General features: G+C 30.5%; 14 protein-coding genes, 1 tRNA gene and 1 pseudogene. 12 read left to right on the forward strand and 4 right to left on the reverse strand.

Annotated elements, in window-relative coordinates; all coding sequences use genetic code 11:
• Positions 1-239 precede the first annotated feature (239 nt).
• The 3 genes from RV14_RS00005 to RV14_RS00020 all read left to right on the forward strand — a co-directional run bounded on the left by RV14_RS00005 (position 240) and on the right by RV14_RS00020 (position 2,345).
• Positions 240-674 (forward strand): universal stress protein, encoded by a 435-nt coding sequence (locus RV14_RS00005; RefSeq protein ID WP_071854312.1) that lies wholly within the window; start codon positions 240-242, stop codon positions 672-674.
• 844 nt (positions 675-1,518) lie between these two features.
• Entirely contained in the window at positions 1,519-1,707 is a 189-nt protein-coding gene (locus RV14_RS00015) for a hypothetical protein (RefSeq protein ID WP_071854314.1), read from the forward strand.
• A gap of 266 nt (positions 1,708-1,973) precedes the next feature.
• Positions 1,974-2,345, forward strand: a complete 372-nt coding sequence (locus RV14_RS00020; protein ID WP_071854467.1) for a YxeA family protein — start codon at positions 1,974-1,976, stop codon at positions 2,343-2,345.
• A gap of 144 nt (positions 2,346-2,489) precedes the next feature.
• Here the strand turns inward: RV14_RS00020 and RV14_RS00025 are convergent.
• From RV14_RS00025 to RV14_RS00035, 3 genes are all read right to left on the reverse strand, one after another.
• Positions 2,490-2,562 (reverse strand) — tRNA-Gln (locus tag RV14_RS00025).
• Positions 2,563-2,610: 48 nt separating this feature from the next.
• On the reverse strand, positions 2,611-3,036 hold the full coding sequence (locus tag RV14_RS00030; protein ID WP_071854315.1) for a hypothetical protein: 426 nt from the start codon (positions 3,034-3,036) through the stop codon (positions 2,611-2,613).
• Positions 3,037-3,094: 58 nt separating this feature from the next.
• Complete coding sequence (locus RV14_RS00035; RefSeq protein ID WP_425429245.1) at positions 3,095-3,838, reverse strand: C39 family peptidase; 744 nt, start codon at positions 3,836-3,838, stop codon at positions 3,095-3,097.
• Between the two features lie 335 nt (positions 3,839-4,173).
• Between RV14_RS00035 and RV14_RS00040 the strand changes: the two genes are divergently transcribed.
• From RV14_RS00040 to RV14_RS12460, 6 genes and pseudogenes are all read left to right on the forward strand, one after another.
• Positions 4,174-4,371, forward strand: coding sequence for a hypothetical protein (locus tag RV14_RS00040; protein ID WP_071854317.1), 198 nt, complete (start codon positions 4,174-4,176; stop codon positions 4,369-4,371).
• A 103-nt stretch (positions 4,372-4,474) separates the two neighbouring features.
• On the forward strand, positions 4,475-4,957 hold the full coding sequence (locus tag RV14_RS00045) for a hypothetical protein (RefSeq protein ID WP_071854318.1): 483 nt from the start codon (positions 4,475-4,477) through the stop codon (positions 4,955-4,957).
• Positions 4,958-5,280: 323 nt separating this feature from the next.
• On the forward strand, positions 5,281-7,776 hold the full coding sequence (gene mprF, locus RV14_RS00050) for a bifunctional lysylphosphatidylglycerol flippase/synthetase MprF (RefSeq protein WP_071854319.1): 2,496 nt from the start codon (positions 5,281-5,283) through the stop codon (positions 7,774-7,776).
• 823 nt (positions 7,777-8,599) lie between these two features.
• Positions 8,600-9,055 (forward strand): LMxysn_1693 family intestinal colonization protein, encoded by a 456-nt coding sequence (locus tag RV14_RS00055; protein WP_071854320.1) that lies wholly within the window; start codon positions 8,600-8,602, stop codon positions 9,053-9,055.
• Positions 9,055-9,624: a CPBP family intramembrane glutamic endopeptidase gene (locus tag RV14_RS00060; protein ID WP_071854321.1), complete on the forward strand. Its 570-nt coding sequence runs from the start codon at positions 9,055-9,057 to the stop codon at positions 9,622-9,624. Before RV14_RS00055 ends, RV14_RS00060 begins: the two co-directional genes overlap by 1 nt.
• A gap of 207 nt (positions 9,625-9,831) precedes the next feature.
• Positions 9,832-10,024: pseudogene (locus RV14_RS12460) on the forward strand (replication initiation factor domain-containing protein); the annotation flags it as partial.
• A 243-nt stretch (positions 10,025-10,267) separates the two neighbouring features.
• On the opposite strand, the gene RV14_RS00065 reads toward RV14_RS12460, so the two are convergent.
• On the reverse strand, positions 10,268-10,534 hold the full coding sequence (locus RV14_RS00065; RefSeq protein WP_071854322.1) for a helix-turn-helix transcriptional regulator: 267 nt from the start codon (positions 10,532-10,534) through the stop codon (positions 10,268-10,270).
• A gap of 157 nt (positions 10,535-10,691) precedes the next feature.
• On the opposite strand from RV14_RS00065, the gene RV14_RS00070 reads away from it, so the two are divergent.
• From RV14_RS00070 to RV14_RS00085, 3 genes are all read left to right on the forward strand, one after another.
• Positions 10,692-11,255: a hypothetical protein gene (locus tag RV14_RS00070; protein ID WP_071854323.1), complete on the forward strand. Its 564-nt coding sequence runs from the start codon at positions 10,692-10,694 to the stop codon at positions 11,253-11,255.
• Positions 11,256-12,105: 850 nt separating this feature from the next.
• The gene (locus RV14_RS00080; protein WP_071854325.1) at positions 12,106-12,648 is read left to right on the forward strand and encodes a hypothetical protein; all 543 of its coding nucleotides are present in this window, start codon (positions 12,106-12,108) and stop codon (positions 12,646-12,648) included.
• A gap of 59 nt (positions 12,649-12,707) precedes the next feature.
• Positions 12,708-13,295, forward strand: a complete 588-nt coding sequence (locus tag RV14_RS00085) for a hypothetical protein (protein WP_071854326.1) — start codon at positions 12,708-12,710, stop codon at positions 13,293-13,295.
• Positions 13,296-13,464 lie beyond the last annotated feature (169 nt).

The raw sequence follows: 13,464 nt of genomic DNA on the forward strand, positions 1-13,464 counted from the left end.
AAAGCTTTATGACACTTTGTAACAAAAAGATTATGATAAAATGTGAGAAATGATGAAAAAAAGGTCATAATATCTTTAAATAAAGTTTTTGTGGAGGCGTTTGATGAGAAAAATAAACGAGTAAATATATAAAAAAACTACATTTTATGAAATAAAAAAACAAGATTCTTGTGAACAGTGTAATTTTTTCTAAATTTTTTAAGAAGTGTTACAATAAATGGAAAGTAGGAGGCGATAAAATGAGTCAAATATATCAAAAAATTATGGTGGCAGTTGATGGATCGAAACAATCTGAGCAAGCCTTTTTAAAGGCGCTGGATTTAGCCAAAGAAAATAAATCTAGTCTATGGATTATTTCAATTATTAATAAAGTTGAGTTGACACATAGTGCTTATGCTTTTTCAAAAATTTATGCGGAAGAAAAACAAAAAATAGAAGTAGAGATGTTAAAAAAAATCCATGATGCAAAAGAATATGGGTTGATGGATATTCACGCCATTGTTGAAACAGGTGATCCACGCCATTTGATCGGTACGATTTTTCCAGAACAAGAAGCGATCGATTTAATTGTGATGGGAGCTACTGGAAAAGGCGCGCTTCAACAGGCGTTGGTTGGCTCTACAGCTTCTTATGTGGTGGCTCATGCGCCATGTAGTGTGTTGGTGATAAAATAAACAAAATAATAGCAAGCTTCTAAGAAAATTAGGGAATTTAGATAGTAGCTTTTATTGGGAAATAAATAAAAATGAAATGCAGTGTTCGTTAATGATTGCTAAAAGGTGATCATTCAAAAACCTTTTTAAGAAACGCTGTATTTTATTTTTGAATACATTCTTTTTTTGGTGTGAAGAATTAAAAAAGAGAGAAAAGGGGTGGTTGCACCAAATTTCCTCTTTTTTTAATGGAATAAGAGTTATTTTTGATTTTTATATAAGAGGAAAATCCAAAGTATTAAAACAATTACGGAAAGGACGAAGCTAATGGTATACCTAATTAACGAGACAGGTGTTTCCCAATGATGAAAAGTAAATATACGATGGGCAAAATAACCACATGGAAGAGAAACGAACAGAACAGATAACTTTCTTTTTGTCCAGTTTATGTAATAGAAAAAAATTACCAGCATGATGAAAAAAGGAATAAGAAAAACGAGTCGACCGATTGTAACCACGAAGCTTCCTCCCAAATAATGAATGATCTTTGCTACAAAATAACATTTTGTATGAAATGATGCAAGTATTTCTATGCTAGAATTAAAAGAGAGGACTTTTTGATTGTTTTACTGATTTTTGTTATATTTACTATAGGTGAGAAATTCTTCTCATGAGTAATAGAAATAAATGAAAATTTTACAAAAAAGTTTGTGTGATTGATTGGAAGTACGCAAAAGGTGATCGTTAATCCCCAATTTCAAAGATATTCTTTATTAAAAAATACTTAATGAAAAACATCAAAGATAGAGGTAAAAATAATTGTGAACCAATCGTTACTACTTATTAATTATTGCGGAGGGAAAGAATGAATCCATATGAATCACTCATCCAAGAATTAATGAACGAAAAAATTGAAAAAATAGATGTAAAAAGAGAAGAAGTGATGTTGTTTCGTGAGGCGTGGTTGAAACTTGAAAATCGTAAATACATAGTAGGCAAGGCTCAATTAAATGGCAATGTGACTTATTATTATGATCCCACACGTTTGTATTGACGAAGTGGCTAGAGAACCAGTTTTATGGCTTTTTTAAGTAGAATGTTTCGCTAGAAAAATTAAAAATGTTAAATTATTATCAAAGAACGCTGATTATTCCAGCGTTTTTTGATTGTCTTAAAGAAAAGTTTGTAGTTTACTTTTTATTTAAATGTGTCTACCAACTGAAGCAAGATGTGCCAAAGTTTGAGAGAAATCTCCAACCAAAGGCGGATGAAGTCTTTTTTTGCTATTTATATAATGAAAATAAAAAAGGAGGTAGAAAAATGAATGTATTAAAAGCGATCATTGGTGTAATTGTATTTTCTGGAATTGCATTATTGAGTTTGAGATTTTACACACAGTCTTCATATGATGAAGTAGCTGGAGTATTGGATCAGTTGAATCCCTTAGTTCCTAGAGGAGAATTATATGTAAAAACGAAAAAACCCGATAAAGTAAATCCACGTGGTACAGCTACTTATATTCAACAAGGTGCAGATAAATATGGACATAAACGTACCATTGAGTTTTCCGGTCTATCGGTGTTAAAAGAAGCACGCTATTTAAAAATAAAAAATAAAGGCGCATATGTTGAAACGTACGAGGAAGTAGATAAAAAATCAGTTCCGGAGAAAGCGTTAGCAATTATAGAGTAACGATATTTTTATTATGTAAACTAAACACCTAAATAGTTATATGTTTGATTTTTTAATGTAAATCTATGATGCTTTTTAACCAAATTGGATAAAAGATAAGCAAAAAACCAACGATTATTGTTGGTTTTTTGCTTATCTTTTATATTGGGATGGCAGGGTTCGAACCTACAATTGCTTGATTCAGAGTCAAGTGCCTTACCAATTTGGCTACATCCCAAAAAGTTGACACCTTGATAATAGCACGAAATAAAATAAATGCAAGAGCTTATCTTTTTCTATAAATTTTTTCTTTGACATGACTTTGTCTTTTTTCTAATTTTTTAATTAAAGTAGACGGAAAAGAGATTAATTCCGAAACAGCTAAAGCCGAAGAAAGCAATTGAAGTTCTTTTAAAGGTTCATCAATGATTTGATAGATGGTTAAAAGACGTTCGATATATTCAGAGTGAGTGTAATTAGTTTGAACAATAAGAAATTTTAACAAATCAATGGCTTTTGAATAATCTTTTTTAGTGTAATAAATTAACGCTTGACGATAGAGTTTAATTTCTAATTCATTGAGCGAAACAGGACTATAGCGATTTGTCCATTCTTTTACTGAAACTTTCAGTGGTGTATTTGCTGTTGTATCACGAACGAAAATAATAGGAATTTCATTTGGATCTATTTTTTTATGGATAAATCTTTCCATTACTTACAATCCTTTCACATCGTGTTAGCTAGAGTATAAAGTATTTTTTATAGGAATACTAGCTTTTTTGTAAGGTTAACATTTGGCCACCCATTGCTTTAAAAATCAAGTTAAAATCCTTTATAGGCACGGAACGGTTTTTTTTACCGTAAGGATCATTGACGTACATATTTTTTTTATCATATCCTGTGACCACACATGCATGAATTAACGGAGTAACTCTTACTTTGCCGTTGTGTGTTTGCCAAGTGACAAAATCATCTTCACTTGGTACTTGAAAATCGATTGTAACAGAGACCCATACCGGATGTCCTTGTTGTAATGCTTTTTTGATGTCTTTTAAGGAAGCATCTGTTCTGGCAAATGTGTGATAGTCAGTCTTTACGATTTGTTGAGCTAATGAAGCAATTGATGGAACATAGGCACCCATTGCCCAATCACCGCCACTGATATCACCGACGAACCCTTCGTTTGGATCACCATGAGTGCCGTCTTCGTTAAAAACAGGAACATACTGCAACTGTTTAGCTAACTGATTCTTAGTTGTGTGATACCCATAGTAAGTGAGTAGCATAGATAAAGAAGTTACCTCGCACCCATTTTCTAATGCAGGTTCCTCAAATTGACTTTCTAAAGGAACGTCAAGCAAGATATATTTTTTTTCTTTTTGAGTTGTCCTGGTTGTTTCTTTCGTGGATGACTGATGATCTTCGCCGTTTACAGGGAGCAGGTAGTGAAAACTAGAAAAAACAATGAATAATAAACCAATAAGAAATAGGAACTTTTTACCAACTTTTTTCATCAAAATACCCCTCTTATTCTATTCTGCTACTCATTATAATGCTTTTTTGCAAAAAGGAAAATCAAATTTGATGAATAAGGAGATAACAGATAATAAGAACCAAAAATTCATAAATAAAGGACTAATATTCTTGTTGAATAGAAAAAAATCTTTTGTGTTTATTTATTGTTTTGATTGTGAAAAAGAAGGCAGTACGCTATAATGCCATTAAGGTTTGAATAGCGTGCTAAGAAACAATGTTTTTTAGATAATCATTGTTTAAAAAAATTGTAAGTAAGCGTTTAATAGGGGATTTATTAGACTATAATAGAATTTTTCAGCTGAGGGGGATTTTGATGACGGAAGAAATGATTAATTTAGGAGAGCAATATTCGTGTAAGCCGATTGGTTTTACAAAAGTAGTCATCGGAGAAGTTGTTTCAAAAATGACGAATTGTGCCGTGGTCAAAGTTGCTCATTGTGCGACCGAAGATCAGGAATTATTAGAAGAAAAGGCTAGTATGGTTGTTGCAAAATATGAGACATTTGAATAAGAAAAAAGAGTTTGGGCGAACAGAAACAAAAACACTGCTGTGTGTTTTTTTGCTCGATAATTTTTATTTCTTTTTCTATCACTTTGGAAAGAGGTGAATTAAGATGATTAGCATATTTACTTTGTTATTATTTTTATTTGTCCTTGTCATGTGCTTGTTTTTATGGTTTGTTCGTCGAGAAATTGTTTATCGAACAGTAAAAAATCGTTGGGTTTATTTGATTGTTCCTTTTCTTGCTCTTTTGGTGCTTTGGTTTACACTTATTAAGCAACCAACATGGGATGAATTAGCTAAGGGTGTTTTATCTGCTATGATCTTTATCAGTTTTTTAATTGATAGTCGAGGAATGACTGAAGAAGGACTGGTCTTAAATAGTTTTGATAAAAAGGGTGTGCCATTTTCTGAAATCAATAAAATCGTCTTGTATCAACCTCCCGGTGCTACTGAAATAAAAATGAATTTTTTTCGAAACGGTTGGCGTGGTCCTATGTTGAAATTTTCTGTTTCAATGGAAGAATTAGTGACTTTTTTGGCTCAGCATCTCAATGAAGAAGCTGAGATTGATATTATGATTGATTCTGAATAAGAGTGATGGTTATTTTGAGAGAAAAGGTGTTCTTTTTTTTACAGACCTTAATTTTTGTTGGTTCTGGCTTTTATAAGTGATCATTTGTAAAAAACAATCAATTTCTTTTTTTAGAAGTTGATTGTTTTTTATTCGATAGTGAAAATTTTTTTATGAATTTAAAAATGAAGTAAGCCGAAAGAGAAAATAAGCGAGAAATTTTTCAGAAAATGTGTACACTTTTTTGAATGTTTCTTCTTCCGGTGTTTAAAAAAAAAGAAAAAGTTTTATTCTGTCTATTTATATAGTAAGTCTAATGAAAATGGAAAGGATTAATTAATAAAATGAAGAGAATAAAACTTAATTTTTTAAAAATTTTATTTTCAATCGTTATTTTTTTGTTTTCTATCATAAAAATAAGCAATGAATTAGCAACAATAAAAATAAGTAAGGTATTTCAAATAATCGGTAATGAATCAATATTTAAAATACTTCTTTTGTTTATGACAGGTGCATTAGGAATTTTTATCTTATGCTGTTATGATTTGGTTTTAATCAAACCATTTAAAAAGATAAAAATTCCTAAACTGAAGTTATTAAAGATTAGCTGGATTGCCAATTCATTTAACGCAGTTTTAGGGTTTGGTGGAATTTTTGGTGCAACTGTGCGTTATAATTTTTATAAAAAATATACAAAGCCAGCTGAACTAAGTCAACTAAAAAAAGCCATTTCACTCTTACTTGTTTCTACTATTTCTGGCGTAGGCATGTTATCAATCATGGTTTTATTAAAAGTTTTTCCTGAAAGCAATCTATTAAAGGAAAACGTGCCAATCAAGGTCGGATTAATTGTCAGTTCTTGTTTGTTTCCACTTTATATTGGCTATATCAGTTTTAAACCGCCAATTCCTTCCTCTCGATGGCTAGGAGCAAAATTTACTATTGTTTCAACGATTGATTATTTAACATCAGGAATTGTGATGTATGTAGCGTTTCGTTTTCTTAACTTACCTGTTTCTTTTGTAGATATGGAAAGTATTTTTATTATCGCTACCATTGCTGGAATAATCAGTATGGTTCCTGGTGGATTTGGTGCCTTTGATGTGATTTTCTTGTTAGGAGTTACCAAAGAATTAGGAATAGCAAAAGAAGGCGTTTTAATGGCATTGGTTTTATATCGTTTAGCCTACTACTTTATCCCATTATTGATTGGCTTATTGTTGAGTGTGAGCGAGATTCAAGGTTTGGTTAGTCAAAAAATCAATAATAATCAATTAACCATTTTATCTAAAGAATTGACTACGGTAGTATTTTCTATTACTCAAGAGCAAATGAAAAAAATTGGTAGAACGTTAAGTACGATTCTGTTTTCCTGCTGCTCGTTAGCATTTTTAGTGGATTCTTGTATTTTATTTTTGGAATATGCTTATATGAATGACCTTTTTATTTTATTTATTTCACCATTTTACGTATGTATCAGTGTTTTGTTATGCACAGATATTATAGGAATTTATAAGGGAGCAAAAGAGACTTACAAAGTTTCTTGTATCAAGGTTCTATTGTTGACATTATGCCAAATATATCTGTTGTTTATAGAACAAAGTCTAACGGCTATTTTGTTAACTGTTGTAATGATCATCAATTTATTGTTTTTAAAAAAATGGTTGGAAGTGGAAGTTATTACACAAAGTATCCTAGAAAAAGTTCTCTGGGTAGGTGCGATTTTTTATGTCTTAAAGCATTTAGTTGAAATTTCTGCACTTTTATCGAAGCAGCAATTTCTTTTATTGGGAGGATCGACTCTCATTTTACTTTTTCTTTCAGGAATTTGGTCATTTTTCCACAGAAAGAATTTGAGGAAAAAAATGATTGTTGGTCTAAAACCATTAAAAAAAGAAGAGTATCAATCTTTCTTAGAACAAAAAGGTGGAAATCATTTAGCTCATTTAGGTTTTTTAAAAGAAAATCAAGTGGCTGTTTCTAATGACGTTGCGATTATTTTTCAAGAAAGTGAGCATACGCTCTTCATTTTAGGCGATCCTTTAGGCGATCAAGAAGCAGTTTTTCCTTTTCTAAAAAATCTTTTGGTACAAGCAAACTGTATAGGAAAACGAGTTATTTTTTATCAAGCTTCTACACGTTATCTCAATTTTTATAATGATTTGAATTATCATTTTTTCAAATTAGGCGAAGAAGCCGTGCTTGATTTGGATGATTTTTCCTTATCTGGGAAAAAGAAAAGAGGATTTAGAGCAACACTAAATCAAATGGAAAAATTAGGGTGTACGTTTCATGTGATTAAACCGCCTTATAGTAGCTTGCTATTGTCAGAATTAAAAGAAGTATCTGATCAATGGTTAGACGCTAAAAAGGAAATGACGTTTTCAGTAGGTAAATTTGATAAGGATTATTTGAACAGTGCATCAGTTGGTATCATCAGAGATAAAGAGGAAAAAATCGTCGGCTTTGTCTCGATCATGCCTACTTATACAAAAGAAACGATCTCAGTTGATTTGATTCGTTGGCGAACGGATGAGGATCTGGCTATGATGGATGCTCTTTATTTACAGATAATCTTGTGGGCCAAAGCGCAAGGTTATCATAAATTTAATTTAGGGATGGCGCCATTTTCTTCTTCTTACAAGAATACATCAAATTTAGAAAATACATTTACTTACAGTATCTACAGTAATACCCAATATTTGTATTCATTTAAAGGATTAAGAAAATACAAAGAGAAATATAAGCCAAAATGGTCACCCAAATATATTGTTTATGATAACAAGACATGGGTAATAAAAAATTTATATGACAGTTATAAATTAATCCATTCAAAATAGGCGAGTAGAAATGCTTTTCCAGTAAAGAAGGAAATAAATCAATTCTGTTTTTAGCGAAAGAATAAGGTAAACAACGAATGGAAGACGCAAGCTGGAAGTTCTTTTTCTTTATGTTAAGGAAATATGGAAGGAAGGAATTTTTCTCCGCCTTTTGTGTTTTAAAAAAAACAATTTTTCTTAATAGATTAGGAAGAAAGACGTTGTATTTTTCATCTTTATCAACTGTTGTTTATCAATTATAAAAGAAAAAGCCAAAAGCTGTTGAAAGCTAGGACGACTTTCAACAGTTTTGGGCTTATTTTTAGAGAAAATAATTTTCATGTGCTTTTTTAAAACTCTGCCCCTTTTTTGGTTCAAATTTTTGACGTAGCTTACGATAAGCATACGTCATTTTTATATTTAAATGGCACATTTTTTCTAATTATTTGCCATATTCATAGTCAATAAGAGCCACAAAAGAAACTAAATTTTGGAGATAGATTGAAATATTTAAAAGTATACCATGAAAAATTAGTTGCTTTTGTTATTTAACGCTGAAAATTTTTGCCATTTATCTAGAAAAGTGACAAATATGAAAAAAGAAAAGGACGTAATATCGAGCATTTACTGAAGTGTTTGAGGTAGACCAATAAAAAATCACAAAATCAGTGCTTGTATCGGTTGGTACAGGTGCTATTTGGGAGATACTGCACATTATATCTACTAACCATTAAAATAACGAGTTTTATAAAATGAACCCTATTGACAACTGTAAATTTTCTGATTATTCTAAATCTATATAAGAAAACGTTTTTTATAATATCTTATGTTCGAGGTGATTTTGATGAAAAAACAGTTATTTAAGGCATTTTTATTATCCACTTCTATTTTAACTTTTGGTTCTGCTATTACTCCTAGCGGAGCGGTATTCGCTAGTGAGAACAACATTTTTGATATAGCCACTTATTCTGATGATGAGTACTACTATGTGTTAGATGAACCGGTTATTCAAACAAGAACTTGGTTTAAACCTCAAAGCGGGTCAATTGCTAAAGGAAGCCGTAATTATTTGGGTATAGAAACTCATAGTCGAGGGACAAAGTTATCTGTTAGTGCAAATGTTTTTGGGATGAAAATCGAAATAGCTAGAAACACCTCTGCAAGTGGAGAATTTAAAAAATATCGTCAAAATGCAAGAATAACGGTAACTTACAGAGTTTATCGTAAGGTAGATAATAAATATATCCGTAATCAAATTTCTACAGCAAATACACAATATATTGATTATATTCCTGCCTAATGACAATAAAATGGATAATTAGTATTGCTTACTTGGTTTTGACCTTTGTTATCCCATCTTTAGGAGTACCGTCAAATATATATTTTTTATTTGAACATAGTGATATATTTTTTTTAGTGCTGATAATTATACTATTTCATTCTACCTTCATTCGTGAATTCAAAGAAGTAAATCTAAAAAAACTCTTTAAATATAATTTTTTTTCATTCTCTGTTTTATTCCTAATCAATATTCTAAATACATCTTTTTCAGAAGGTATAAGTCCTAACGAAGTAAATGGTTCTCTCCTTTTATTTTTTTTAAATGCTGCTACTTATGGAGCTTTTTTAGAAGAAGGGATTTTTCGATTTTGTATGATTGATCCTCAAGCGAATAAAAAACAACAATATATTTCAATACTAATTTCTTTTTTTCTGTTTTCTATTGTTCATGGGGGAGGCCTAAGTATTTTCTTTATTGGTATTATTTTCTGTTTTGTTTATATACAAATAAAAAATATATGGTATTCCATAGTTGCTCATGGATTTTATAATACAATCGGCATATTAATCTATTTGATATCTATATAAGATAAGGTGGAATACTTCATGAAATTAACAAAACTTACTATAAATTTTGTAATTATTACTGGCATTGTTTTATATCTTGTATTACTTGCTAATCAATTCTTCTTTACTTTGGAATAGCGGTTGATACTTATTTGGATTTTGTCGTTGTTTACGTTCTTAGTCGGCTTACTGCTATCCACTATGTTACATACTTACTTCACAGCTACCTTGATTGTAGATCACTCTTTATGGGCTGGTTTAGCGCGTCATACGAAATATAAGTACGAAATTTGCTAAAGAAATTCAAAATGATGAATTAACGAATTATTTACAAGATACTTTTTCAGAATCGGCAGATGAATTAAAAGAGGAATTAGATACATGGTTACAAGGGCTTGATGTAAGTAAAACTGTAGAATGAGAATAAGAGAAATAGAAAAAGGGATAAGGAAAATTTAAAAATAAAATCTTACATTAAGAAATGTGTTAGTACAAAGATGGTTACTAAAATCTCTATTGTGGTAATAGAGATAATGAAAGAGAGAGCTGTTGTAAACAATCTTGGTGTAATTTTTTCTTTCCAAGTGAAAAGAACGCAAAGTGATATGGGAGCTGAATAAGGGATAAAAATTGATATTATTAATAATGTTAATAACCCTACGTTTCATAAATCGGATTTTTCGTTTTTTTGTTTTCTGATGTTGGAGTAAATAATTTCTTCTTTTTCAGAATTATTTTCCACATAAAAGTGGTCAATTGGAATATTAAAAAATTTTGATAGCAGAACAAAATTTTCATAACTTGGAAGTGAACGACTATTTTCCCAGCTAGAAATAGTTTGTCTAGAAACAAAAATCTTTTTTGCTAAATCTTCTTGTGTCATTTTTTTCTTAAGGCGTTCGTTTTTTATTTTATAAGATATTTTGATCATTCTGATATCCTCCTGAAAAAAGAAAATTTTTAGGTATAAAAGCATGTAAAACGACATGTAAAGAGCTATGTAAAGCATGATTGATGGTCACTTATATGTTTACCAGAGTAAGATTGTTTTGTAAATAAAAATTAAAAGGAGTGTTCAGTGTTCAGCAATGATTTCAAAAAAAGTAAAATTTATAGCAGGTCTTTTTTCAGTAGTTACTATCACAGGAAGTTTAACTCCGACAATTACAACTTTCGCAGCGGAAAAAATCCCAACTATAACTGTTAATAGTCAAAATAGTTCGAATAAAGAAACTTATGTTTTGAATGAAAATAACGAAAATTATAATAAAGCAGTAGAATATCTAGAAAAAAATGGAAATAGAGCAACTGTTCAATATTTTAAAGACTATTTTTATGGAAGAATAGTTACTCCAGATAATCAGAATGAGTTAATGGATGGCTATTTAGAATTTTTAAGTACTAAGCCTCAAGGAAGAATGGCATTAGAAACAATTATTAGCATTGTTGGTGGTGCTATAGTAATTATTTCAGAAATGTATAATGCTGGGAAATATGCAGCGAAACAGTGTGTGTCTCGAGGAGTGCTTACTAAAAAAAGTTATAAACCAAAAGGTGGTTGGATTATGGCGGGAATTACTGCCGCTTTTGGGTTGCCCGTAGCATTAGGATTCGAAGATTACAGTATGATAGATAAAAAAAGAATGGAATGAATATAGATGAATATATTTAGAGATTTTTTTAGGTTCATTGTTTTACATTATGATTTTATATCGATACTGTTATTATCATTTGCATTAATCTCTTTATCTATAAAAGTATCAAAACAACAGACTGAAATTGTAGAGTTAAAAAAAGAAATTTATGAAATAAAACTTTTTAAAAATGCTAATAAAAAATAAATTGATCATGTTAAAATACTCCACAAAGAAATAATCTTTTTTGTTGGGGTGGAATGATTTTCGTGTTTATTACCAGCTGTACAGTGACGGACAATAAATAGAAGGTTTATAAAAACATGAAAGTTGTTTGTTTTGTACTAATTCTAAGCGACAAATTCTGTTGAGTATAGCTCGGTAGATTATAGCCCCCGTATTCTACAGGAGGGTAGTAAGGATAAATAATAAGGGATTTTAGGTATCAAAGCTTGATATATAGGCATTTTTTTGGTTGTACTTAAAAAAATCGCGATTTTGTCAACTAAATAAGAAATATTTGAGAATTATAAGAGTATTTTAGTCCTTGATACAGAAGGATTTGAATGCTCTTTTTGTTAATTTTAGCTATAATTTCATAGTCAAATGAGGGTATTTTTTTGTTATTTAATTTTTCCAGATTGAAGGAAACTGCAAACGAAACGTAAAAAATGTGCGGTCAACGGTAAATCGAAATAGAAGGTCTTAAAAGCTCGTAAAATTGTATTTAAGAGGATGCAGGTATTTAACTTAGAAAGTAGAAATATTCAATCTAACGATAATTTTAATACGAAGAAAAAATAGCTTCATTATTATTTGTCAGCTGTAGTAGTATTTAACTATACATTTAAATAAAAGGAGTGACGATATGACTAAATTTGAACGTAAATATAATATGTTGGCAATGGCTTTGAGGCTGGGAAATGCCGGCAAGTTTAGCGTAGTTGGCGAAGAGGGAAAGAAAAATTACCAATTGTTGTTTGAGCATTTTGCCAAAATGATCGAAAAAGATGAAACAGCATTTTTTATTGATGAAAAAAGAAAGCCAGAGGTCATTCAATCAGTAAAAAGAACCGTTGATTATTACAATACACAAAATCCTAAAGATTTACAAAACATAATTGAAAATTTAGAAACAGATCAACCCACTAGTTTTATGATTATTCCATCTTATGTTAATTTAACTATGTGTGATCACATGTATGGATTAATTCTCTACAAAAAGGATTCCAATTATATTGTAACGATGATTGATAAGCTGGGATCAGGAATCGGTGATTCATTTTGTAAAGGGGCGTTTTCAACCATTCCTCAAGAGAGGGTAGAGGTACTCAGTGAATTCTTTTTCATATCAAATTTGACCATCACAACGAGAGTCACTGCAATATTTCTTCATTCATTCGAAAATTAGGGAAGGAAAAAAATCCAGATGATGCATTGTTAGCTCTTAATTTGAGAAGCTATCGCGGAGTGGCAAATTGTCCTGTTATTGAAATGTTAGGAACTTTAAGAGTAGCACTCTTTAATTGCAAAGAAAATATTTTTGATCATAAAGTTAACTGGGAAGATATGACAAGAATTTCACCAAAATTGGGAGAAGCAAAAGATATCAGATGGCACTTGCTTAATGCATTTAAAGGAACAAATAAAGAAGAAAATCAACTTTTGGATCATATGTGGCACTATTATTTAGACCGAAAGAAATTCACGCAAGCACTTTCTGAAGATCATGCACGTGAAAAAAGGGAAGCTGTACGTGAGATAACCAAAAAATATTTAAAACAATTTTTAGACGATTCAACAACTCTAACTTCATTTAAAGAAAAACAAAAAGAGATAGATGAGGAGTACAAAGTATTCTTTAAAGGCGGTAATGTGAAATTAGAAGATCGATTAAATGAGATAGTAGGGAACTGGCAAAAAGCGCAACAAAATCCTGAAAAAATAAGTCAATTAGTAAAGAATAGCCAGTCAGAAGTAGCAAAGAAACAGTCGGTGTTCCACCAAAAGAGGCGCATGTCTATCGCTAAATTGATAGAAAATAATGTCAAAGTATAAGGGACAATAAATAATTGCTTTAATTATTGCCCTGTTTTCTTCTACTCCTAAGATTAAGAAAAGAGAAAAAATTCGTGCTCTTTATGTTAGTAAAGAGAATTTGTTTTTTCACTTTTGATTCTGTTTAGTTAAGTCACTCTAATAAAAAAAGAAGTAGGCAAAAAGGGCA

The sequence above is a fragment of the Enterococcus ratti genome (genome assembly GCF_001886195.1).
Taxonomy (GTDB): Bacteria; Bacillota; Bacilli; order Lactobacillales; family Enterococcaceae; genus Enterococcus_B; species Enterococcus_B ratti.

Excerpts from the sequence above, each read along its gene's own strand:
- RV14_RS00020 (WP_071854467.1), top strand. The coding sequence starts at position 1,974 with ATGAATGTATTAAAAGCGATCATTGGTGTAATTGTATTTTCTGGAATT.
- RV14_RS00055 (WP_071854320.1), top strand. The coding sequence starts at position 8,600 with ATGAAAAAACAGTTATTTAAGGCATTTTTATTATCCACTTCTATTTTA.
- RV14_RS00080 (WP_071854325.1), top strand. The coding sequence starts at position 12,106 with ATGACTAAATTTGAACGTAAATATAATATGTTGGCAATGGCTTTGAGG.
- RV14_RS00035 (WP_425429245.1), bottom strand. The coding sequence starts at position 3,838 with ATGAAAAAAGTTGGTAAAAAGTTCCTATTTCTTATTGGTTTATTATTC.
- mprF (WP_071854319.1), top strand. The coding sequence starts at position 5,281 with ATGAAGAGAATAAAACTTAATTTTTTAAAAATTTTATTTTCAATCGTT.
- RV14_RS00070 (WP_071854323.1), top strand. The coding sequence starts at position 10,692 with ATGATTTCAAAAAAAGTAAAATTTATAGCAGGTCTTTTTTCAGTAGTT.
- RV14_RS00045 (WP_071854318.1), top strand. The coding sequence starts at position 4,475 with ATGATTAGCATATTTACTTTGTTATTATTTTTATTTGTCCTTGTCATG.
- RV14_RS00040 (WP_071854317.1), top strand. The coding sequence starts at position 4,174 with ATGACGGAAGAAATGATTAATTTAGGAGAGCAATATTCGTGTAAGCCG.
- RV14_RS00065 (WP_071854322.1), bottom strand. The coding sequence starts at position 10,534 with ATGATCAAAATATCTTATAAAATAAAAAACGAACGCCTTAAGAAAAAA.
- RV14_RS00060 (WP_071854321.1), top strand. The coding sequence starts at position 9,055 with ATGACAATAAAATGGATAATTAGTATTGCTTACTTGGTTTTGACCTTT.
- RV14_RS00030 (WP_071854315.1), bottom strand. The coding sequence starts at position 3,036 with ATGGAAAGATTTATCCATAAAAAAATAGATCCAAATGAAATTCCTATT.
- RV14_RS00015 (WP_071854314.1), top strand. The coding sequence starts at position 1,519 with ATGAATCCATATGAATCACTCATCCAAGAATTAATGAACGAAAAAATT.
- RV14_RS00005 (WP_071854312.1), top strand. The coding sequence starts at position 240 with ATGAGTCAAATATATCAAAAAATTATGGTGGCAGTTGATGGATCGAAA.